Origin of the sequence: Ectothiorhodospira mobilis, from assembly GCF_016584115.1 — a bacterium.
Classification (GTDB): domain Bacteria; phylum Pseudomonadota; class Gammaproteobacteria; order Ectothiorhodospirales; family Ectothiorhodospiraceae; genus Ectothiorhodospira; species Ectothiorhodospira mobilis.
Window position 1 is genome coordinate 1 of record NZ_NRSK01000040.1, and the last position, 19,680, is coordinate 19,680.

Annotated in this window: 22 protein-coding genes; 18 read left to right on the forward strand and 4 right to left on the reverse strand. The window is 67.3% G+C overall.

The window, feature by feature from the left end; genetic code table 11:
• Nucleotides 1-83: 83 nt before the first annotated feature.
• The 4 genes from soxZ to CKO33_RS12035 all read right to left on the reverse strand — a co-directional run bounded on the left by soxZ (nucleotide 84) and on the right by CKO33_RS12035 (nucleotide 2,970).
• On the reverse strand, nucleotides 84-392 hold the full coding sequence (gene soxZ, locus CKO33_RS12020) for a thiosulfate oxidation carrier complex protein SoxZ (protein WP_200182479.1): 309 nt from the start codon (nucleotides 390-392) through the stop codon (nucleotides 84-86).
• Between the two features lie 39 nt (nucleotides 393-431).
• On the reverse strand, nucleotides 432-896 hold the full coding sequence (gene soxY, locus CKO33_RS12025) for a thiosulfate oxidation carrier protein SoxY (protein WP_200182480.1): 465 nt from the start codon (nucleotides 894-896) through the stop codon (nucleotides 432-434).
• A 284-nt stretch (nucleotides 897-1,180) separates the two neighbouring features.
• Complete coding sequence (locus tag CKO33_RS12030) at nucleotides 1,181-2,515, reverse strand: M48 family metalloprotease (protein ID WP_242472618.1); 1,335 nt, start codon at nucleotides 2,513-2,515, stop codon at nucleotides 1,181-1,183.
• 143 nt (nucleotides 2,516-2,658) lie between these two features.
• Nucleotides 2,659-2,970, reverse strand: coding sequence for a hypothetical protein (locus tag CKO33_RS12035; protein ID WP_200182482.1), 312 nt, complete (start codon nucleotides 2,968-2,970; stop codon nucleotides 2,659-2,661).
• 383 nt (nucleotides 2,971-3,353) lie between these two features.
• Between CKO33_RS12035 and CKO33_RS12040 the strand changes: the two genes are divergently transcribed.
• The 18 genes from CKO33_RS12040 to ilvC all read left to right on the forward strand — a co-directional run bounded on the left by CKO33_RS12040 (nucleotide 3,354) and on the right by ilvC (nucleotide 19,466).
• On the forward strand, nucleotides 3,354-3,584 hold the full coding sequence (locus CKO33_RS12040; RefSeq protein ID WP_200182483.1) for a sulfurtransferase TusA family protein: 231 nt from the start codon (nucleotides 3,354-3,356) through the stop codon (nucleotides 3,582-3,584).
• Nucleotides 3,585-3,642: 58 nt separating this feature from the next.
• Nucleotides 3,643-4,113, forward strand: coding sequence for a sulfur carrier protein DsrE2 (dsrE2, locus tag CKO33_RS12045; RefSeq protein ID WP_200182484.1), 471 nt, complete (start codon nucleotides 3,643-3,645; stop codon nucleotides 4,111-4,113).
• Between the two features lie 174 nt (nucleotides 4,114-4,287).
• Nucleotides 4,288-4,953 carry a 4Fe-4S dicluster domain-containing protein gene (locus tag CKO33_RS12050; protein WP_200182499.1) on the forward strand — a complete coding sequence of 222 codons (666 nt, stop codon included), beginning with the start codon at nucleotides 4,288-4,290 and terminating at the stop codon, nucleotides 4,951-4,953.
• A 42-nt stretch (nucleotides 4,954-4,995) separates the two neighbouring features.
• Nucleotides 4,996-6,402, forward strand: coding sequence for a heterodisulfide reductase-related iron-sulfur binding cluster (locus CKO33_RS12055; RefSeq protein ID WP_200182485.1), 1,407 nt, complete (start codon nucleotides 4,996-4,998; stop codon nucleotides 6,400-6,402).
• A gap of 6 nt (nucleotides 6,403-6,408) precedes the next feature.
• Complete coding sequence (locus CKO33_RS12060; RefSeq protein WP_200182486.1) at nucleotides 6,409-7,458, forward strand: CoB--CoM heterodisulfide reductase iron-sulfur subunit A family protein; 1,050 nt, start codon at nucleotides 6,409-6,411, stop codon at nucleotides 7,456-7,458.
• A 1-nt stretch (nucleotide 7,459) separates the two neighbouring features.
• Nucleotides 7,460-8,266, forward strand: coding sequence for a hypothetical protein (locus CKO33_RS12065; RefSeq protein WP_200182487.1), 807 nt, complete (start codon nucleotides 7,460-7,462; stop codon nucleotides 8,264-8,266).
• A 35-nt stretch (nucleotides 8,267-8,301) separates the two neighbouring features.
• The gene (locus tag CKO33_RS12070) at nucleotides 8,302-9,042 is read left to right on the forward strand and encodes a 4Fe-4S dicluster domain-containing protein (RefSeq protein WP_200182488.1); all 741 of its coding nucleotides are present in this window, start codon (nucleotides 8,302-8,304) and stop codon (nucleotides 9,040-9,042) included.
• Entirely contained in the window at nucleotides 9,035-9,946 is a 912-nt protein-coding gene (locus CKO33_RS12075; RefSeq protein ID WP_200182489.1) for a CoB--CoM heterodisulfide reductase iron-sulfur subunit B family protein, read from the forward strand. Before CKO33_RS12070 ends, CKO33_RS12075 begins: the two co-directional genes overlap by 8 nt.
• Nucleotides 9,947-9,998: 52 nt before the next feature.
• Nucleotides 9,999-10,442 (forward strand): biotin/lipoyl attachment domain-containing protein, encoded by a 444-nt coding sequence (locus tag CKO33_RS12080; protein ID WP_200182490.1) that lies wholly within the window; start codon nucleotides 9,999-10,001, stop codon nucleotides 10,440-10,442.
• Between the two features lie 18 nt (nucleotides 10,443-10,460).
• Complete coding sequence (locus CKO33_RS12085) at nucleotides 10,461-10,847, forward strand: DsrE family protein (protein WP_200182491.1); 387 nt, start codon at nucleotides 10,461-10,463, stop codon at nucleotides 10,845-10,847.
• 114 nt (nucleotides 10,848-10,961) lie between these two features.
• The gene (gene gcvH / locus CKO33_RS12090; protein WP_090483758.1) at nucleotides 10,962-11,399 is read left to right on the forward strand and encodes a glycine cleavage system protein GcvH; all 438 of its coding nucleotides are present in this window, start codon (nucleotides 10,962-10,964) and stop codon (nucleotides 11,397-11,399) included.
• Nucleotides 11,400-11,460: 61 nt separating this feature from the next.
• Entirely contained in the window at nucleotides 11,461-12,594 is a 1,134-nt protein-coding gene (locus CKO33_RS12095; protein WP_200182492.1) for a radical SAM protein, read from the forward strand.
• 3 nt (nucleotides 12,595-12,597) lie between these two features.
• Nucleotides 12,598-13,701, forward strand: coding sequence for a lipoyl protein ligase domain-containing protein (locus CKO33_RS12100; RefSeq protein WP_200182493.1), 1,104 nt, complete (start codon nucleotides 12,598-12,600; stop codon nucleotides 13,699-13,701).
• Nucleotides 13,688-14,755, forward strand: a complete 1,068-nt coding sequence (locus tag CKO33_RS12105) for a geranylgeranyl reductase family protein (RefSeq protein WP_439099440.1) — start codon at nucleotides 13,688-13,690, stop codon at nucleotides 14,753-14,755. Before CKO33_RS12100 ends, CKO33_RS12105 begins: the two co-directional genes overlap by 14 nt.
• Before the next feature lie 70 nt (nucleotides 14,756-14,825).
• A complete protein-coding gene (locus tag CKO33_RS12110) occupies nucleotides 14,826-15,974 on the forward strand; it encodes a radical SAM protein (protein ID WP_200182495.1) in 1,149 nt (382 codons plus the stop codon).
• A 200-nt stretch (nucleotides 15,975-16,174) separates the two neighbouring features.
• On the forward strand, nucleotides 16,175-17,869 hold the full coding sequence (ilvB, locus tag CKO33_RS12115; protein WP_338081785.1) for a biosynthetic-type acetolactate synthase large subunit: 1,695 nt from the start codon (nucleotides 16,175-16,177) through the stop codon (nucleotides 17,867-17,869).
• A 4-nt stretch (nucleotides 17,870-17,873) separates the two neighbouring features.
• The gene (gene ilvN, locus CKO33_RS12120; RefSeq protein ID WP_200182497.1) at nucleotides 17,874-18,368 is read left to right on the forward strand and encodes an acetolactate synthase small subunit; all 495 of its coding nucleotides are present in this window, start codon (nucleotides 17,874-17,876) and stop codon (nucleotides 18,366-18,368) included.
• An 81-nt stretch (nucleotides 18,369-18,449) separates the two neighbouring features.
• Nucleotides 18,450-19,466, forward strand: a complete 1,017-nt coding sequence (ilvC, locus tag CKO33_RS12125) for a ketol-acid reductoisomerase (RefSeq protein WP_200182498.1) — start codon at nucleotides 18,450-18,452, stop codon at nucleotides 19,464-19,466.
• Nucleotides 19,467-19,680: the final 214 nt, after the last annotated feature.

A 19,680-nucleotide genomic window follows, 5' to 3' on the forward strand; every position in this document is an offset into this window, starting at 1 on the left:
GGCCTTCGGGGTGCGATCCGGGCGGGGGTGTCCCCCTTCGCGAGCCCCCTGCCGCATTCCCGCCCCGGAGCTGCCCCGCGGGATCAGGCGATCTCCACCTGGGTGCTGTCGGATTCCCCCTTGTTGTCCACCCAGGAGAGGCTGAGGATGTCGCCGGCGGAGGCCCCCTCGAACTCGAACGAAAGATAGGGATTGCGGGAGATGCCGGGACCCCAGTGGGCGGTGAGGACGTGGCGGTCTCCCACCCGGGCCTGCACCTGGGTGATGTAATGGGCCGGGATCTTCTTCCCGTCGCTGCCGGTGCGCTGGCCGGTCTCCATGGGGTGGCTGATCAGGGTGCGTACCTGGGTGACGCCATCCTTGAGCTGTGCACGGACACGGATGCTGGACATGGCAATGCTCCTCGGTGGAATGGGTTGGGGGGCGCGGAATCAGCCGCCGCAGCCGCCGACGGTGACCTTGACCTCCTTGCGGCCGCTGTAGAGCCCGTCTCCGCTCTTCACCACGGCGACGATATCGGAGGTCTCGCCCATCTTGATGCGGGTGGAGATCTTGGGCCGGGTACCCTCACCCAGTTCGTAGCGGGAGGTGAGCGGGGTGCTGTTGGCGGCCGCCAGGATGGCGATCTCGGTGACCCCGTCCAGGTCGGATTCCACGGTCACCGGGACGACGGCGCCGTTCTCGGCGATGTTGGGGGCCTCCACGCGTACGTGCCCGGCCTCATGGCGGTCCGATCCCAGGGCGGTCTTGAGGATCTCGTCCATGGAACCTTCCTGGAAGGCCCCCCGGGTCTCCGCCAGTACGTTGCGGGGGGTGAGCACCCCGGCCCCCACGGCCACACCTACGGTGCCCGCCGCCAGGGTGCCCTTGAGCAGGACGCGACGCTTGCTGTTCATGCCTGTACCTCCGGTTCTGGGTTGAACGGGATCCCATGCGGATCCCCACATTGCCGGACCCTCGGATCCGGTCCGGACACGCCTTGCTGGGCGCCTCATGAACCAAAAATTCAATGCAAGTTCTTTTTGGTTATATAAGAGGATACCCATGTGTACGCCCCTGTTAAGAGGGGGTGACGCACATTTATTGATATCGATCAAATGTTATGGATTGTGATTGATATTGATCAATCGGCTCGGGGAGCATCACCCTCCCGGCCCGGGGCGTCAAGGTCTTGTGGGGGTCAGGCCCCATCTTCCTCCTGGGCCAGGCGCACGGCCGTCTCCCGCTTTTCGCGGATGCGTTGTTCCAGATGGGGCTCCAGATTCGGGGCCGACAGGGCGATGTCCAGCTGGCGTACCGCCTCACGGTACTGCCCGTGGTGGAAGTAGTACTCGGCCATGGCCTCGTGGCTGAGGGCGGTATGCCCCATGCGGTCCGCCGCCTCCGCCTTGAGGTGGTACAGCGCGGGGTGTTCCGTGTCGTGCTCCAGGAGGCGGTCTACCGCCTCCAGGGCCAGGGCCGGGCGGTCCGCCGCCAGCAGGGCCCGGGCCCGGATCTGTGTCACGGGGGGGTAGTCCGGGTACAGTTGCTGCAGCCGGTCCAGGATCTTGAGGGCGCGTCCCGGCGCCTGCTCCCTGCCGGCCAGGAGGGCCTCGGCCCGGGCCAGTTCCAGGTAGAGACCGATCCCGTCACCGCCTTCCCGGGCAGCGGCCTCCAGGACCTCCAGGGCCTCCTGTGACCTGCCCTGCTGGATGAGGGCCACGGCGTGGCCGTAGTGATCGGCCGCAGGGTCTGTGTCCTTCCCGGTTTCCTGGTTGGCCAGCACGCCTTCCGGGTCCTCCAGGGCCCGGACACGGGCACGCATGAGGCGAAACTCCGGGGAATCGGTGAGTCGGTCCCGGGATTCATAGGCGGCCGCCCGGTCCCGGGTCTCGGCGATGCGGCGGCTGGTCACCGGGTGGGTGCGCAGGTATTCGGGGACGGCATCGCCCCCTCCGCCGGCCTGACGCATCATGCGTTCGAAGAAGTCGGGCATGGCCCCGGGGGTGTAATCCGCCTCGGCCAGGATACGCACACCGATGCGGTCGGCCTCCTCCTCCTTGGCCCGGGTGAAGTTCAGCCGGGCCTGGGTGCCGCCGGCCATGCCGCCGACGATGGCCGCCTGCCCCAGTTCCGGGGCATAGGCGCTGGCGATGATCCCCGCCAGGATGGCCAACCCGGTTGCCAGGTCCGAGCGGCTCCCGGCTGCATGGGCCTGGGCGATGTGGCGCTGGGTGACATGGGCGATCTCGTGGGCGATCACCGCCGCCAGTTCGGCCTCGTTGCGGGTGATGCGCATCAGGCCGGTGTTGATCCCCACCACCCCGCCGGGCATGGCAAAGGCGTTGACGGCGTCGTCCGCCACCACGAGGAAGCGGTAGTGGCTGTGCCCGCCGTCGGGTATATGGGCCACCAGGCGCTGCCCCAGGGAGCGCACGTAGTTCACCAGTAAGGGGTCATGGCTCAGGGGGAGGCTGCGGCGAACCTCACGCAGCAGCCGCTGACCCAGGGCCTGCTCCTGAGCGGGGGAGAGCATCGACGAGGCCGGGTCCCCCAGATCCGGTAGCGCGGCGCCGGCCGGGGGGGACAGGGCACAAAGCAGCGCCGCCCACAGCAGCAGCGGCGCCAGTAACCGCCCGCCCCGGCCGGGGCGGGACCCCGCGTTGTGCCGGGGGCGGTCTATTTGCCCCGGCCGGGGGCGGAGGCATAGGTGGCCATGGAGGTGCGGTCTTCCCATAGTTTTGCCTGGAGCATGGCTTGCGGAAGCATGAAACGGTCCTGTTCGGCCACCGGGTAGGTGCGCACGATGCGGATCACGTCTTCATAGGGGATCTTGACCAGCAGGCCCGAGTCGGGACCGTCCAGGCGGCGGGCGATCATGGCCGCATAGAAGCACTGGTGGACGTACAACTGGGCCGGCTGCAGTCGTCCCCCGGGGCCGCGCAGGGTGACGGCGTACCGGGTGTCGGTGGCGAAATCGGCTTTTTCCATGGGGATACTCCTTGGCTGGGGTTCAGCGGGTTCACCCGGACCATCCGACGATACCACGGCTCTGACCGCGGTGGCGGGGCATGGTTCGGCATTGGGGTGGTCCCATCCGCCGGTGGGTCCACCGATGGCTTGGAAGACCAGAAGAATATGGTTATATTTTTTCGCAGTATATGCTAATAATGGAAACCACGGTATATTTGCGTTGCGTCAAAACCCCGGGTCACCGGTCCGCCTAGGCTGGTCTTCATGGGAATACAACCGGGTGCGGCCCGCCGAACCCGGGGCCTTTCCGCCCCAGGACCGGCGGGATCCCGCCGCACAAGCCACACAAACCGGCGCCTGTGGCGCCGGTGCCGCAAGAGCACAAGAGAAGGAGAGAGATCATGGCCGAATTCGATCAGGAGCTGGATGCCTCCGGCCTCAACTGCCCCCTGCCCATCCTGCGGGCGAAGAAGACCCTGGCCTCCATGTCCAGCGGACAGGTGTTGCACATCATCGCCACCGATCCCGGTGCGGTGAAGGACTTCGAGGCCTTCGCCAAGCAGACCGGCAACGAACTGCTGGAGCACAAGGAGGAGGGGGGCAAGTTCTTCTTCCACATGCGCAAGGCATGACGCCTGGCCAACGGCCGCCGCAAGGCGGCCCATTCATCCCAGCATCACGGAGGCAGCCGTGTCGGACGACAAGAAACTCGCCATCATCGCCACCAAAGGGACCCTGGACTGGGCCTATCCACCGTTCATCCTGGCCTCCACGGCGGCGGCCCTGGGATACGAGACGCAGATCTTCTTCACCTTCTACGGTCTGCAGCTGCTCAAGAAGAAGCCGGATCTCAAGGTGACCTCCCTGGGTAACCCGGGCATGCCCATGCCGGTCCCCATGCCGGTGCTGGCCCAGGCCCTGCCGGGGATGCAGGGGATGATGACCGCCATGATGAAACAGAAGATGAAGTCCAAGGGGGTGGCCAGCATCGAGGACCTGCGCAACCTCTGCCTGGAGGCGGAGGTGACCATGGTGGCCTGCCAGATGACCGTGGATCTGTTCGACATGTCCCGGGAGGACTTCATCGACGGGGTCTCGTACGGCGGGGCGGCCACCTTCTTCGAGTTCGCCGGCGAATCGGATATCTGCCTGTTCATCTAGGTGAACCGGTTCTCGATTCCCGCAGGTGGCAGGGATTCGGGGTCCTGCCGGGGCCGTCTTGCGGTGGGCGGCGGCTAGACTCCGTGGACGGCAGAAGTTGAGTTTCATGCTCGGGTGTAAGGAGACGGCGCCCGGCGCGACCAGACGAGGTGTCACATGGCGACTTATGCGGAAATGCAGCAGATCTACGACGACATTCGCGGGGATTTCCGCTACCACCACGAACTGAACGGCTGTCTCAATTGCGGCATCTGCACCGCCACCTGCCCCTCCGCCCAGTTCTATGACTACAGCCCCCGGGAGATCGTGCAATTGCTGTGGACGGGGAACGTGGAGCAGATCTACGACGCCATGCAGGAGAAGATCTGGGCCTGCGCCCAGTGCATGACCTGCGCGGCCCGCTGTCCCTTCCAGAATTCCCCGGGGGGGCTGGTGGCCATCATGCGGGAGGTGGCCATCCAGCATGAGATGCAATCGGCCAAGGATGTGCTGCGGCCCTTCGGCCGGGTGATGCTCAAGCTCATCACCACGGGCAACCAACTCTCCCCGGACATGATCCAGCCGGATCACTTCCCCGACTGGGGCCCCAATATCCAGAAGGTGGAGGGGGATCTGCGCACCCTGCGCAAGGCCATCCCCATGAAGACCCTGCAGACCACGGACACGGCCTGGGAGGTCTCCCTGAAGACCTCGGTGGAGATGTACACCATCTGGGAGATGACCGGGGTCCTCAAGTCCCTGGAGCTGATGGATGAGAACCTGTTCGACGTGATCGAGGACTTCATCGACGAGAAAAGGGAGGAGTACGACGAGTGGCTGGAAGAACAGGAAGAAGACTGAGCCACGTTTACCACCCCATGCGAGCGTAGAGGAGAGGCAGCCATGAAACCCACCGATCAGAACACCGGGGATGCCGGCATCGGTCCCCGGGATCCGGATCCCGGCGCCAAGGGCCCCGGGGCCGCCCACGGCAGCGGCCAGGGCGTGGCCGGCCACGGCGCGGCGTTCCGGGAGAGCGGGCTCTCCCGGGAGGAGGCGCGGGCCGCCACCGACTGGGTGCGCAAGCGTGTGGACCGGCGCAACGCCGACCTGGGCGAGCGCATGGAGGACGTGCGCGATCACATGTACGAGCTGGAGAAGGAGGGCAAGATCCTGATCCACCGCATCCGGGACGAACACGAGCCCGTGACGGTGAAAACCCTCTTTGGCTGGGACAAGCAGATCCCCACCCGGCAGCTCTGGCATCACAAGTCCTGCGGCCAGTGCGGCAACATCCCCGGGTATCCCACCTCCCTGCTGTGGTTCATGAACCAGTTCGGCTACGAGCCGGGGCGGGATTATCTGGACGAGACCGACCAGACCTCCTGCACCGCCTGGAACTACCACGGCTCGGGCATCGGCAACGTGGAGTCCCTGGCGGCGGTGTTCCTGCGCAACTTCCACCAGGCCTACGTCTCCGGCCAGCGGCATGGCCACGACGCCGGTCACTTCTATCCCCTGGTGCACTGTGGCACCTCCTTTGGCAACTACAAGGAGATCCGCAAGTACCTGATCGAGTCGCCCCAGCTGCGGGAGAAGGTCACCAAGATCCTGGACAAGCTGGGCCGCCTGGTGGACGGCAAGATCGTCCTCCCCGAGGAGGTGGTGCACTACTCCGAGTGGGTGCACGTGATGCGCCAGCGCATCGCCTCGGAACTGCAGAAGATCGATGTCTCCCATATCCGCGCCACCGCCCACGTGGCCTGCCACTACTACAAGATGATCCACGAGGATGCCATCTACGACGGCGATATCCTCGGCGGCAACCGCACCGCCATCATCACCTCCCTGGCCCAGGCCCTGGGGGCCCAGGTGATCGACTACTCCACCTGGTACGACTGCTGCGGATTCGGCTTCCGCCACATCATCTCGGAGCGGGAGTTCACCCGCTCGTTCACCATGAACCGCAAGATCCGGGTGGCCCGGGAGGAGGCCAACGCCGACGTCATGCTGGCCAACGACACCGGCTGTGTCACCACCATGGACAAGAACCAGTGGATCGGCAAGGCGCACCAGCAGGACTTCCAGGTGCCCATCATGGCGGAGGTGCAGTTCGCCGCCCTGGCCTGCGGTGCCGATCCCTTCAAGATCGTCCAGCTGCAGTGGCATGCCTCCCCCTGCGAGGAAGTGGTGGAGAAGATGGGGATCTCCTGGTCCCAGGCGAAGAAAAACTTCCAGGCCTACCTCAAGGAGGTCGAGCAGGGAAACATCGAATATCTCTACAAACCCGAACTGGCTTACGGGGGGTAAGGCATCATGCAGGACACAGTACTGATCGTCGGATCGGGGCCGGCCGGACTGTCGGCCGCCGCCCAGGTGACGGGCGCGGGCCGCCGGGCCGTGCTGGTGGAAAAGGAGGACACCCTGGGGGGCGCCCCCATCCTCTCCGGCTACGCCAAGCTGGTCCCCTCCGGCGAATGGGCCCGGGACGCCATCGGCCGCATGGTGCAGCGGGTGGAGGAAGACCCGGGGGTCAGCGTGCACAAGGGCACCCGGGTCACGCGCCTGGACGGGGAGGCCGGTGACTTCACCGCAGAACTGGACAACGGCCAGAAGGTGCAGGCCGGTGCCGTGGTCCTGGCCACGGGCTTCACCCACTTCGATCCGGTGAACAAGCCCGAATGGGGGTTTGGCACCTTCCCGGATGTGATCACCACCACCCAGATGGAACAGATGGTGGCCAACGGCAGGATCACCTGCCCCTCCGACGGCCGCACCCCCGAGCGGGTGGCCATCCTCCTGTGCGTCGGTTCCCGGGACCGGCAGATCGGGCGGGAGTGGTGCTCCAAGATCTGCTGCACCGTCTCCACCAACCTGGCCATGGAGATCAAGGAGCTCTCCCCCGAGACGGAGGTGTTCATCTACTACATGGACATCCGCACCTTCGGCCTCTACGAGGACCGCTTCTACTGGACCTCCCAGGAGGAATTCCAGACCCGGTTCGTCAAGGCCCGCATCGCCGAGGTGACCGCCTCCGGGGACGGCCGCCTGCTGCTGAAGGGGGAGGACACCCTGGTCAAGCGCCCCATCGTCATCCCCTTCGACCTCGTCGTGCACGCCGTGGGCATGGACCCCAACCAGGACAACCCGGAGATCTCGCGGGTCTTTGGCGTGGACCTGGAGAAACATGGCTACCTGCAGCGCGCGGAGCATTACACCAATCCCTGCGGCACCAGCCGCCCCGGGATCTACGCCTGCGGTGCCGCCTACGGGCCCGAGACCATCGACGACTCCATCTCCCAGGGGGCGGCCGCCGGTTGCCGCGCCGCGGCGGACCTGCAGCCCCATGGGCGCAAGGCGGGTTGAGATGGCCATGGAACGGGGCATCGAACCGGCCCGGCTGGCGATCCGCCTGGAACCGCGCATCGCCGCCCACAAGCTCGACGGTCTGCTGGAGGATATGAAGGACCGCGGCGGGGTGGAGACCTATCTGGAGGCCCTGCGGGGCAAGCAGCGGGTCTTCCTCGCCGCCCTGCCTGCGGCATCGCCGCCGGATCACCTGGAGGCGGGGGTGGTCACGGTCCTGCTGGACTGTGTCTTCCCCGCGCGGCGGCGCCTGGCCGAGGTGGTGTCCCGGGATCCCGGAACCGCCTCCCGGGCCCTGCTGGAGCTGGTCTACGCAGAGACCCCGCTCATGGAGCGCATGCAGGCCTTCTGCGATGCCTTCCCGGGGGGCGACCGCAAGCTGCGTCGCTGTGCCTGGGACTGGGCGGCGGAGGTGCTGCACTTTCGCCGGCCCGAGGCCGTGCCGCTGATGACCCGCTGGGTGTGGGACACGGGCACCATGAGCGGGGCGGTGCGTCAGTTCGTGGCCGGCAGCGAGGATCTGGACCATCTCCCCCTGGGGGCCACCCCGGAGGATCTGGAGGCGGTGCGGGCCTGGTTCGTGGAGCACCTGACCGCCAGCGGGTTCTACCGCGACCTGCCCCTGATCACGGATCTGATCCTGGCCCGGGGATACGCGGACTACGTGCGTTCCGTCTCCGGTGGCCTGGGGATCCTGCAGGGGGACTTCGGCGCCCGGCAGGACCCCATGGAGCTGGTGGTGAAACTACTGGGGATCGACCAGCGGCGGGGTGAACGCCACACCGCCGCGTCGAGGACATGGCACTAGGCCCGGACCGCTGGCCTTGAGTTTCGGAGAAGAGCATGGCGATTCACGAGAAATCCCTCATCGAACCCGAGCGTCTGCTCCATCACGACAAGCTGGTGGTGGATGGCGTGGACGTCTCCGGGCACTGGAACACGATGATCACGCCACGGACCCTCACCGCCTATGATGAGGACTTCGAGGCCCGCATCCGCAGCATCCCCGGCGGGGAGAACGTGCACCGCTGCTGGCAATGCGGTTCGTGCACCAATTCCTGCACCATGTACGCCCAGAACGTGCAGTTCAATCCGCGCTACTGGATCTACGCGGTGCGCCTGGGCCTCAAGGACGAGATCATCAAGGACAGGGACATCATCTGGCAGTGTGTCTCCTGCAACAAATGCACCCATATCTGTCCCCGGGATGTGCGGCCCGAGGGGGTGATGAAGGCGCTGGGCCACTGGCTGGAGGAGGAGGGATATACCCGGAAGAGCCCCTCCACGATCTTCGACGAGGCCTTCGCCGACCAGGTCATGGACACCGGCCGCATGGAGGACGCCCATCTCATCGTGACCTTCTTCCGCCGCACGGGGCAGTCCCTGTTCCAGGGCTGGCTGCGGGTCTTCGGCGGCCGTCTCATGCGCCACATGCCCGTGGGCATGGGGCTGCGCATGGGCGGCCATCTCCTGCATGCCCCCCGTACCCGCTCCTGGGGGAAGACCCGGGATGTCCTCAGGCAATACATCCAGGAACAGAAGCAGGAACACAAGCAGGAACAGAAGGAGGCCGCCCATGGCTAAGGTCGCATACTATCCCGGCTGTGCGCTGGAGGGTTCCGGTGGCCCCTACCACAAGTCCACCCGGGTCCTGGTGCAGTCCCTGGGGCTGGAGATGGAGGAGATGCCCGACTACAACTGCTGCGGGGCCATGGAGGTGAAGAATGTCCACCCCATGCTGCAGACCTATCTCTCCTCGCGTAATCTCGCCATCGTCGCCGAGCGCATGGGCATGGACACCGTCATGGCCCCCTGCAACGGCTGCTACCACAATCTCAAGAAGGCGGAGTACGAGACCACCACCTCCGGGGAGACGATGCAGACCGTGCAGGACCTGGCGCGCAAGGCCGAGGACCCGGTCTATGCCGGTGACGTGCGCACCCTGCACCTGCTGGAGTGGCTCATGGAGGAACTGGGTCCCGACGGCCTGCGCAGGAAGCTCAAAAAGAGCCTCAACGGGCTGCGCATCGCCAACTACTACGGCTGTATGTACACCCGGCCGCGGCAGATCTTCCCGGAGAAGGACCGGGGGCCCGGGTCCGAATCCACCTATCGGCCCCATTTCATGGATGACCTGCTGGCCGCCGCCGGCGGGGTGAACGTGGACTTCCCCCTGAAGACCGCCTGCTGCGGCGGGGCCCACACCCTCTCGGACGCCGACACCTCCACTCAACTGGTGCTCAACCTGCTGCAGGCGGCGGAGGCGGCGGGGGCCGATGTCATCGCCACGGAATGCCCCACCTGCCATTCCGGTCTGGAGATGCACCAGGTGCGGGCCGAGACGGAGTTCGGCATCACCGGCCATGTGAAGATCCTCTACTTCACGCAGCTGCTGGGGCTGGCCATGGGGCTGTCCCCCCGCAAGCTGGGAATCCACGAGAACGTCAGCGATTCCCTCGACCTGCTGCGGGCGAAGGGGGTGATCTGAGCACCAACGGCCTGCCCGGGGTTGCCCGGACGGCCCGGCGGGAAGCGGACCTATGGACTGTAACGGCTGCGACTTCAGACCGGACCGGTACTACGACGACGAATACCAGATCTGGCTTCGCCGCGAACCGGACGACACCCTCACGGTGGGCATGACGGACCTGTCCCAGGCCATCGCCGGGCGCATCCTGCATGTGCGCGTGCGCCGGCCGGGGACCCGCCGGCCGGCGGGCAAGCCGGTGGCCACCATCGAGAGCGGGAAATGGGCCGGTCCCGTGCCCAATTTCATCGACTGCACCATCGTCGAGGCCAACGAGCGCATCATGGAGCAGCCGGAACGGCTCAACGCCGATCCCTACGGGGCCTGGATCGCCCGGGTGGAGACCCCGGGCGGGGCCGGTGCCGTGCTGGACCGCTTTGTCACCGGCGAGGCCGCCCGGGAGGGGTACTGCGCCCGGGCGCGCCGGGACGAAATCCACTGCAAGCAGGCCACCTGAGGGTCCACCACCTACGTTATGGAACAAGACGACGCCGAACAGACCGTCCTGCTGGTGATGACCAGCGGACCCGATACCCCCGCCCGCTGTGGCACCCCCTTCTACCTGGGATCGGTGCTGGCGGCCATGGACGCCCGCGTGCATATCTTCTTCACCATGGCGGGGGTGCAGCTCATGCGCCGGGGTGTGGCCGAGGAGCTGCGCGCCATGGAGGGGGGCAAGCGCATCATCGAGTTCATCCGCGACGCCAAACGCGCCGGGGTGGTCCTGCATGTCTGCGATCCCGCCCTGCCGGGCTACGGCATCGATCCGCAAACGGACCTCATCGAGGAGGTGGACCACGTGGGGCGGGCCAGTGATCTGGGGGACCTGCTGCTGCAGGCGGACAAGGTGCTGTCCTTCTGAGCCAAGCCCCGGGGACGGCTGTGTTTGATCCAGATCAGGACCGTCCCCCCGCCATACCCCGGATACTCGGGATGCCTTTAGTCATATCTTCATAAGAAACTGGGAGGAAAGAATATGGGAGCCGTCAAGGGCTGCGAACTGCCGGAGGATCTGCTCTACAGCGTCGAGAACAACGTCTGGGTGCGCCGGGAATCCGACGGCACCGCCACCGTGGGGCTCACCGCCTATGCCGCCACCCTGGCGGGCCAGGTGGTGTCCTACACCCCGAAGAAGGTGGGCAAGGACGTGAAGAAGGACAAGTCCTGCGCCACCGTGGAGTCGGGCAAGTGGGTGGGGCCGGCCAAGACCCCTGTGGGTGGTGAGGTCACGGCGGTGAACGAGGCCGTCTCCGCCAATCCCGGCCTGATCAATCAGGACCCCTACGGTGAGGGCTGGCTGGTGAAGATCCAGCCCGCAGACTGGGACGGCGACACCGCCGGTCTCAAGACCGGCAGCGAGGCCCTGCAGGCCTTCCAGGAGAAGATGGACGCCGACGGTTTTGAAGGCTGCTGAAGCCCGCACCGGCCCCTCCCCGCAGGAGGGGCCCGATCTCCCCCCAGAGCGAAGGATTCCCATGAGCGACTGGCAATCACGTCTGGCCCGGGTGGAGCCCCTGGAGGACATCCCGCTGGATCCGGAGCTGGTGCGCACCCTGGAGGCGGCGCATGGGGCCCGGTTCGACGGCGGGGCCACCCCGGTGGATCTCTACACCCCCACCTTCAAGACCTATCAGACCTCCGAGATCCGCAGCTGCGGCAAGAACGCCTGGCCCGCGGTCTCGGTCACCGGGTCGCATTGCAAGCTGCAATGCGACCACTGCAAGGGGCAACTGCTGGAGCCCATGATCCCGGCGACCACCCCCGGGGCCCTCTGGGAGGTGGTGCAGGGCATCGTGGCGGACGGCGGCCGGGGTATGCTCCTCACCGGGGGCTCCAACCACCGCAACGAGGTGGAATACGGTCCCTTCTACGACACCATCCGGCGCATCAAGGACCACTTCCCGGACTTTCGCATCGCCCTGCACACCGCCCTGGTGGACGACGATACCGCCCGCTGCATGGAGCAGGCCGGGGTGGACACCGCCATGATGGACGTCATCGGCGCCCAAGAGACCATCACCCGGGTCTATCACCTGCGCCGCTCCGTGGAGGACTTCGAGGCCACCCTGGAGGCCCTGGTGAAGACGCGCATGAAGGTGGTGCCGCATATCGTCATGGGGCTGCACTACGGGCGCTTTCTGGGGGAGTGGGAGGCCCTGCGCATGATCCGCCGCCACCCGCCGGATGCCGTGGTGCTGGTGGTGGTGATGCCTTTCTACGCCCCCGAGCGCAAACCCTTCGCCACCCCCGGGGCCGGGGAGGTGGGCCGCTACTTCCTGGAGGCGCGGCGCACCCTGGCGGACACCCGCCTGCTGCTGGGCTGCGCCCGGCCGGCCGGGGAGATCAAGGGGGCCATGGACGCCTATGCCGTCATGGCCGGTCTGGACGGGATCGCCCATCCGGCGGACGGGATCGTGGAGCTGGCCACCCGCCTGGGACGCCGCGCGCGGGTCATCCCCGCCTGCTGTTCCATGACCCTGGGGGAGGCGGGCGCGCCCGGGGCGGATCTGGAGATCGATCTGGAGGCGGTGATCGCCGATGAACGGGCCCGCCACCGGGGCGCCGGGGTGGCCCCCGGCGGGATCCCGGTGGTGGCCGCAGGAGGATGAGTCATGCGCGATGAACGGACCTTGCGGGTGCTGGATACCGGCCTGCGCCGGGCGGCCGGGAACCTGGCCCTGAACCGGGCCCTGCTGGAATGCCACCAGGAGGGGCGATCCCCCCATACCCTGCGCTTTCTGCGCTTCCAGCCCTCGGCCCTGGTGGGCTTCCATCAGAACGTGGATCAGGAACTGCTGCCCGATGTCTGCCGGGCCGAGGGCATCGACATCCAGCGGCGCATCACCGGGGGTGGGGCCATCTATTTCGACCCCACCCAGATCGGCTGGGAGTTGTACCTGGACCGGCGCTTTCTGGGCACCGCCGACATGGAGGCCATCGCCGGGCGTATCTGCCGGGCCGCCGCCGAGGGCATCCGCCGACTGGGGGTGGATGCCCACTACCGGCCGCGTAACGACATCGAGGTGGACGGGCGCAAGATCTCCGGCACCGGCGGGGCCTTCGACGGCGACTCCATCCTGTATCAGGGGACACTGCTGCTGGATTTCGACGTGGAGCGCATGCTCCGGGTGCTGCGCATCCCGGCGGAAAAGCTCTCGGACAAGGCCATCGCCTCGGCGCGGGACCGGGTGGCCAATCTCAAGGACCTGCTGGGGGGGCTGCCGCCCCTGGACAGGGTCCATCAGGCCCTGGCCGGGGCCTTTGCCGAGGCCTTCGGCGTGGATGCGGTGCCGGGGGAACTGAATGCCGCCGAGCAGGCCCGTTTCCGCGAGGCCCTGGCGGAGATGGACACCCCTGAGTGGATCTATCAGCGCAACCGTCCGGTCTCCGATGCCCCCCTGCTGGAGGGGGTGCATCGTTGCCCGGGCGGGCTCATGCGCGCCGGACTGATCCTGGACCGGGACCGGGGGCGCATCGCCCAGGCCTGGATCACCGGGGATTTCTTCACCCATCCCCGGCGCATGGTGGCGGATCTGGAGGCGGCCCTGCGGGGAATCCCGGTGGCGGAACTGGAGCCGACGGTGCATGCCTTCTTCGATGGCTATCGCGTGGAGATGCTGCACCTGACCCGGGAGGATTTCCTCCAGGTGTTGCGGCAGGCCCTGGAGGCGGATCAGGCCCCCGGGACGGGGCAGGATGCCCATGCCGTCGGTTGACGTGCTGGTGGTGGGGCTGGGTCCCGCCGGGGCCCGGGCCGCGGCTGCCGCCGCCGCCCGCGGGGCGCGGGTGCTGGCGGTGGAGCGCCGCCCCCGGATCGGGGTTCCGGTACAGTGCGCCGAGTTCGTCCCCCTGCCCATGGGGCGCTACGCCCGGGAGACCGGGGCCTGGGTGCAGGCCATCGAGCACATGACCACCGTGCTGCCTTCCGGGGCCACCCGGGTGTCCGATTTTCCGGGCATGATCATCGATCGGGCCACCTTCGACCAGGGGCTGGCGGAGCAGGCACGGCAGCGGGGGGCCGAGCTCCGGACCCAAAGCCCGCTGCTGGCCCTGGACCCCCGTGCGGGCAGGGCCCGCATCCGGCGGGCCGGGGAGACCCGGACCGTCGCCTTCGGGGCCCTGGTGGCCGCCGACGGTCCCGCATCCACCGTGGCCGCCCGGCTGGGACTGCCGCCGCTGCCCTGTGTGCACACCCGCCAGTACACCGTGCCCCTGAACCAGGGCCGCACGGACACCCTGGTGCGACTCTCCCCGGCCTTTCCCGGGGGGTATGGCTGGCTCTTCCCCCGCGGGGGGCAGGCCCACCTGGGACTGGGCATGGACAAGTCCCGGGCCCGGGACCTGAAGACCCCACTGGAGGCCTGGCACCGGCAACTGGTGAATGAGGGTCTGGTGGGGGCGCGCATCCTGGCGCGCACCGGCGGCGCCATTCCCGTGGGGGGGCTGCGGCATCCCCTGTGCCATGGGCGGGTGCTGTTTGCCGGGGATGCCGCGGGTCTCACCCATCCCATCACCGGCGGCGGTATCGCCCCGGCGGTGCTCTCCGGCGAGGCGGCCGGGACGGCGGCCGCGGCCCGGGCCGGCGGCGACGCCGCTGCACCGCAGGACTACGCCGAGGACCTGCAGGACACCTACGGTCCCGGGCTGGCGCGGGCCGTGGACCGCCGCCGGGAACTGGACCGCATCTGGGGGACCCGCCGGGCCGGCGAGGACACCCCGCACCGGCGGGGCTGGATCGCCTTCGACGAATACTTTGCCGCCACCGCCTGAAGGCGGGGCAGGCCATCACCCCATCACCCAAGGCCATGCGGGCGGACCCGCATCAAGGAGGCACGAGCCGATGACCGTACAGACCCAGGCCGGGGCGCCGGTGCACCTCTACCGGCCCGACCCCTATGTCAAGACGCCGGAGATGCGTTCCCCGGAATACGTGCAGATGTCCACCGCGGCGGCCATCACCCTGGGGCTGGTGCCCGGGCGCATGCACCGCACCGGCTGCACCCATTGCCTCAACCTGCTGGTGACCTACCCCGAGGGCTGCCGCGCCAACTGCAGCTATTGCGGTCTGGCACGCCACCGGGAGGAGGATCAGGCCTATGCCGACCGCAACTTCATCCGCGTGGACTGGCCCACGGCCCGCTACGAGGACGTGATCCAGCGGGTGCGGGACGGCGCGGACGGGGGGCGTTTCCAGCGCATGTGCATCTCCATGATCACCCATCCCCGTTCCGATGCGGACACCCTGACCCTGCTGCGGGGCTGGGTGGAGGCCCTGCCCCATATCCCCGTCTCCATCCTGTCCAATCCCACCTCCATGCAGCGGGAGGACCTGGAACGGCTGCATGCCGCCGGGGCGCAGATCTTCACCGTGGCCCTGGACGCCGCCACGCCGGAGGTCTTCGCGCGCACCCGCGGCGCCCCGGTGGGCGGCCCCCATCGCTGGGACCGGTACTGGCGCACCCTGGAATGGGCGGCGGAGATCTTCGGGCCCGAACGCTTCGGGGTGCACCTGATCTGCGGCATGGGGGAGACGGAGGAGGAGATGCTGCGGCTCTGCCAGCGGGTGCGGGACCTGGGGGGGCACAACCATCTGTTCGCCTTCTTCCCCGAACGCGGATCCATGATGGAGGATTGCCCCCCGGTGCCCCATGCCCAGTGGCGGCGGGTGCAGCTGGGCCGTTACATCATCGATTACGCCGGCGGCCGCGTGGAGGCAATGCGCTTCAACGGGGCCGGCGAGGTGGTGGATTTCGGCCTGGATGCGCAGACCGTGGAGGGGCTCATCGACGCGGGGACGCCGTTTCGCACCTCCGGCTGTCCGGGCAGTGGCGACGAGACCATCTCCGCCTGCAACCGGCCCTACGGGGATTCCAGCCCGACGGATATCATGTCCTTCCCCTTTGCCCTGGAGGGGCGGGACGTGGCGGTGGTACGCCGGCAGATGGCCGGAGAGCGTGTGGGTACCTTCGATCCCGAGACCGGGGACTGAACCCCTTTCCCCGCCCCCGGGTTCCGGGCGTTGTTCCCGCCCGGGGGCGCCCCTCGAGGGGCTGCGCCGGCGCCGGCGGCCCCCGGTAGTGAAATTCGCGCCGCCTCATATTATCATCGAACCTTTTCCCCATGATTTGTCCCCGGCAGCGGTTCCCGCGCGGGGGCTGGATCCGTTGCGTGCACCAGGAGATTGAGACTGTGGAATTGACCGGCGCCGAGATATTCGCCCGATGCTTGCAGGAGGAGGGTGTCGACCTGGTCTTCGGCTATCCCGGGGGTTCGGTCCTGCATATCTACGACGCCCTGTTCAAACAGGATCAGGTGGGCCATGTACTGGTGCGCCACGAGCAGGCGGCGGTGCACGCCGCCGAAGGCTACGCCAAGTCCACCAACCGTCCGGGGGTGGTGCTGGTCACCTCCGGTCCCGGGGCCACCAATGCCGTCACCGGCATCGCCAATGCCTACATGGATTCGGTGCCCATGGTGGTGTTCACCGGCCAGGTGCCCACCAGCCTCATCGGCAATGATGCCTTCCAGGAGGTGGATACCGTGGGGATCACCCGTCCCTGCGTGAAGCATAATTTCCTGGTGAAGGACGTGAAGGACCTGGCCGTCACCATCAAGAAGGCCTTCTACCTGGCCACCACCGGCCGCCCGGGCCCCGTGGTGGTGGACATCCCCAAGGACATCACCGCCGACCGCTGCCCGTTCCATTATCCCAAGTCCATGCAGATGCGCTCCTACAATCCCACGGTGAAGGGGCATCCGGGGCAGATCCGGCGGGCGGTGGACCTGCTGCTGCAGGCGCGCCAGCCGGTGATCTACAGCGGCGGCGGGGTGGTCCTGGGGGGCGGTTCGAAGCTGCTCACCGAGTTCACCCGTCTGCTGAACTTCCCCATCACCAACACCCTCATGGGGCTCGGGGCCTACCCGGCCTCGGACCGGCAGTTCCTGGGCATGCTGGGGATGCACGGTACCTACGAGGCCAACATGGCCATGCACCATGCCGACGTCCTCGTCGCCATCGGCGCCCGTTTCGATGACCGGGTCACCGGCAATGTGGCCAAGTTCTGCCCCAACGCCCGCATCATCCACGTGGACGTGGACCCTGCCTCCATCTCCAAGAACGTGAAGGTGGACGTGCCCATCGTGGGTCAGGTGGAGCCGGTGCTCCGGGCCATGCTCAAGGAGCTCCGCGCCCGCGAGCGGCGGCCGGACGCCGATGCCATGGAGAAATGGTGGAAACAGATCGACGAATGGCGGGCCATGGACTGTCTCAAGTACGACCGGGAGAGCGAACGCATCAAGCCCCAGGCGGTCATCGAGACCCTGCACCGCCTCACCGGCGGGGATGCCTTTATCACCTCGGACGTGGGTCAGCACCAGATGTGGGCAGCCCAGTTCTACGGTTTCGACAAGCCCAACCGCTGGATCAATTCCGGGGGGCTTGGCACCATGGGCTTCGGCCTGCCGGCCGCCATCGGCACGCAACTGGCCCATCCCGGGGAGACCGTCGCCTGCATCACCGGCGAATCCAGCATCCAGATGTGCATCCAGGAGCTGTCCACGGCCCTGCAGTACCGCCTGCCCATCAAGGTCCTGACCCTGAACAACAGCTACATGGGCATGGTGCGCCAGTGGCAGGAGTTCTTCTATCAGGGCCGCTACGCCATGTCCTACATGGAGGCCCTGCCGGATTTCGTGCAGCTGGCGGAGGCCTACGGCCACGTGGGTATGCGCATCGAGCGTCCCGGCGACGTGGAGGGGGCCCTGCGGGAGGCCCTGGACATGAAGGACCGCCTGGTCTTCATGGACTTCATCACCGACGCGGACGAGAACGTCTATCCCATGGTCCCGGCGGGTGCGGGGCAGAATGAAATGATCCTCCTGTGAGCCCATGCGACACATCATCTCGATACTGATGGAAAACGAATCCGGGGCCCTGTCCCGGGTGGCGGGTCTGTTCTCGGCGCGGGGCTACAACATCGAGTCCCTCACCGTGGCCCCCACGGAGGACCCCACCCTGTCGCGGCTCACCCTGGTGACCCGCGGCTCCGAGGAGGTGGTGGAGCAGATCACTAAGCAGCTGAACAAGCTGGTGGACGTGGTCAAGCTCCTGGATCTGACCGAACACCGCCACATCGAGCGGGAGATCGCCATGATGAAGGTGAGGGTCGCCGGCGGCGAGGACCGGGCGGAGGTGATGCGCATGGCGGAGATCTTCCGCGGCCGCATCATCGACGTCAGCAGCGACACCTACGTGGTGGAGCTCACCGGGGACAGCGCCAAGCTGGACGCCTTCATCGAGGCCATGCGCCCCTTCGACGTGGTGGAGGTGGTGCGTTCCGGGGTCATGGGCATCGCCCGCGGCGACGTGGCCCTCAGACTGTAGAACCCGATACGGAAGCGGGGGCGCCGTGCGTCCCCGGCGCTTCCTCCTTAGCTTTTTTCAATCCATCCGGGGATTTCATCAATGCAGGTCTATTACGACAAAGACGCCGATCTTTCCATCATCCAGGGGATGAAGGTGGCCATCATCGGCTACGGCTCCCAGGGCCATGCCCACGCCAACAACCTCAAGGATTCCGGCGTGGACGTGACCGTGGGGCTGCGGCCCGGCTCCGCCTCCGCCAAGAAGGCCGAGGGCGCCGGCCTGAACGTCAAGAACATCGAGGTGGCGGTCAAGGGGGCCGATCTGGTGATGGTCCTGGCCCCGGACGAGCACCAGGCGCGCCTCTACGCGGAACAGATCGAGCCCAACCTCAAGGAGGGCGGCGTCCTGGCCTTCGCCCATGGCTTCAATATCCACTTCGGCCAGATCCAGCCCCGGGCCGACCTGGACGTGATCATGGTGGCCCCCAAGGGCCCCGGCCATCTGGTGCGCTCCACCTACACCCAGGGGGGCGGGGTCCCCAGCCTCATCGCCGTGCACCAGGACGCCTCCGGCCGTGCCCGGGAGGTGGCCCTGTCCTATGCCTCCGCCAATGGCGGTGGTCGTGCCGGGGTCATCGAGACCACCTTCAAGGACGAGACCGAGACCGACCTGTTCGGCGAACAGGCCGTGCTCTGCGGCGGCACCTCCGCCCTGGTGCAGGCCGGTTTCGAGACCCTGGTGGAGGCGGGCTATCCGCCGGAGATGGCCTACTTCGAATGCCTGCATGAGCTCAAGCTCATCGTGGACCTGATGTACGAGGGGGGCGTGGCCAACATGCGCTACTCCATCTCCAACACCGCCGAGTACGGCGACGTCACCCGCGGCCCGCGGGTGGTGAACGAGCAGACCAAGGAGGAGATGCGCCGCATCCTCAAGGAGATCCAGAACGGCGAGTTCGCCCGGGAGTTCATCCTGGAGAACGCCGCCGGCGCCCCGCGCCTGAAGGCCAGCCGCCGCCTGGCAGAGGCCCACGACCTGGAACAGGTGGGACAGCGCCTGCGGGACATGATGCCCTGGATCAAGGCCAACAAGATCGTCGACAAGTCCAGGAACTGAGGCCGCAGCCCCGCACGGGCGCATCCGCCCGTGCGGGGCCTGGACCTTCAGGCAGGCATGCGGGGGAGGGACCGGGGACGGGACCTCCCCCGGAGTCCTTTCCAATCCAGAGATGAGCCTGAAGGGGAGTGATGGGTGAGGCTGTTCAGGCGGCCGGGTTTTGGGCGTTGTTGATGGAACGAAACAGATCAGCCCGGGCCTGGTTGAGCCGCTG

Bases quoted from the DNA above. Each gene is read 5' to 3' on its own strand.
- soxY (WP_200182480.1), bottom strand. From the start codon at position 896: ATGAACAGCAAGCGTCGCGTCCTGCTCAAGGGCACCCTGGCGGCGGGC.
- CKO33_RS12080 (WP_200182490.1), top strand. From the start codon at position 9,999: ATGGACTGTAACGGCTGCGACTTCAGACCGGACCGGTACTACGACGAC.
- CKO33_RS12055 (WP_200182485.1), top strand. From the start codon at position 4,996: ATGAAACCCACCGATCAGAACACCGGGGATGCCGGCATCGGTCCCCGG.
- CKO33_RS12040 (WP_200182483.1), top strand. From the start codon at position 3,354: ATGGCCGAATTCGATCAGGAGCTGGATGCCTCCGGCCTCAACTGCCCC.
- CKO33_RS12110 (WP_200182495.1), top strand. From the start codon at position 14,826: ATGACCGTACAGACCCAGGCCGGGGCGCCGGTGCACCTCTACCGGCCC.
- gcvH (WP_090483758.1), top strand. From the start codon at position 10,962: ATGGGAGCCGTCAAGGGCTGCGAACTGCCGGAGGATCTGCTCTACAGC.
- CKO33_RS12070 (WP_200182488.1), top strand. From the start codon at position 8,302: ATGGCGATTCACGAGAAATCCCTCATCGAACCCGAGCGTCTGCTCCAT.
- CKO33_RS12030 (WP_242472618.1), bottom strand. From the start codon at position 2,515: ATGCTCTCCCCCGCTCAGGAGCAGGCCCTGGGTCAGCGGCTGCTGCGT.
- CKO33_RS12100 (WP_200182493.1), top strand. From the start codon at position 12,598: ATGCGCGATGAACGGACCTTGCGGGTGCTGGATACCGGCCTGCGCCGG.
- CKO33_RS12065 (WP_200182487.1), top strand. From the start codon at position 7,460: ATGGCCATGGAACGGGGCATCGAACCGGCCCGGCTGGCGATCCGCCTG.
- soxZ (WP_200182479.1), bottom strand. From the start codon at position 392: ATGTCCAGCATCCGTGTCCGTGCACAGCTCAAGGATGGCGTCACCCAG.
- CKO33_RS12050 (WP_200182499.1), top strand. From the start codon at position 4,288: ATGCAGCAGATCTACGACGACATTCGCGGGGATTTCCGCTACCACCAC.
- CKO33_RS12095 (WP_200182492.1), top strand. From the start codon at position 11,461: ATGAGCGACTGGCAATCACGTCTGGCCCGGGTGGAGCCCCTGGAGGAC.
- ilvN (WP_200182497.1), top strand. From the start codon at position 17,874: ATGCGACACATCATCTCGATACTGATGGAAAACGAATCCGGGGCCCTG.
- CKO33_RS12035 (WP_200182482.1), bottom strand. From the start codon at position 2,970: ATGGAAAAAGCCGATTTCGCCACCGACACCCGGTACGCCGTCACCCTG.
- ilvC (WP_200182498.1), top strand. From the start codon at position 18,450: ATGCAGGTCTATTACGACAAAGACGCCGATCTTTCCATCATCCAGGGG.
- CKO33_RS12105 (WP_439099440.1), top strand. From the start codon at position 13,688: ATGCCGTCGGTTGACGTGCTGGTGGTGGGGCTGGGTCCCGCCGGGGCC.
- CKO33_RS12075 (WP_200182489.1), top strand. From the start codon at position 9,035: ATGGCTAAGGTCGCATACTATCCCGGCTGTGCGCTGGAGGGTTCCGGT.
- CKO33_RS12060 (WP_200182486.1), top strand. From the start codon at position 6,409: ATGCAGGACACAGTACTGATCGTCGGATCGGGGCCGGCCGGACTGTCG.
- CKO33_RS12085 (WP_200182491.1), top strand. From the start codon at position 10,461: ATGGAACAAGACGACGCCGAACAGACCGTCCTGCTGGTGATGACCAGC.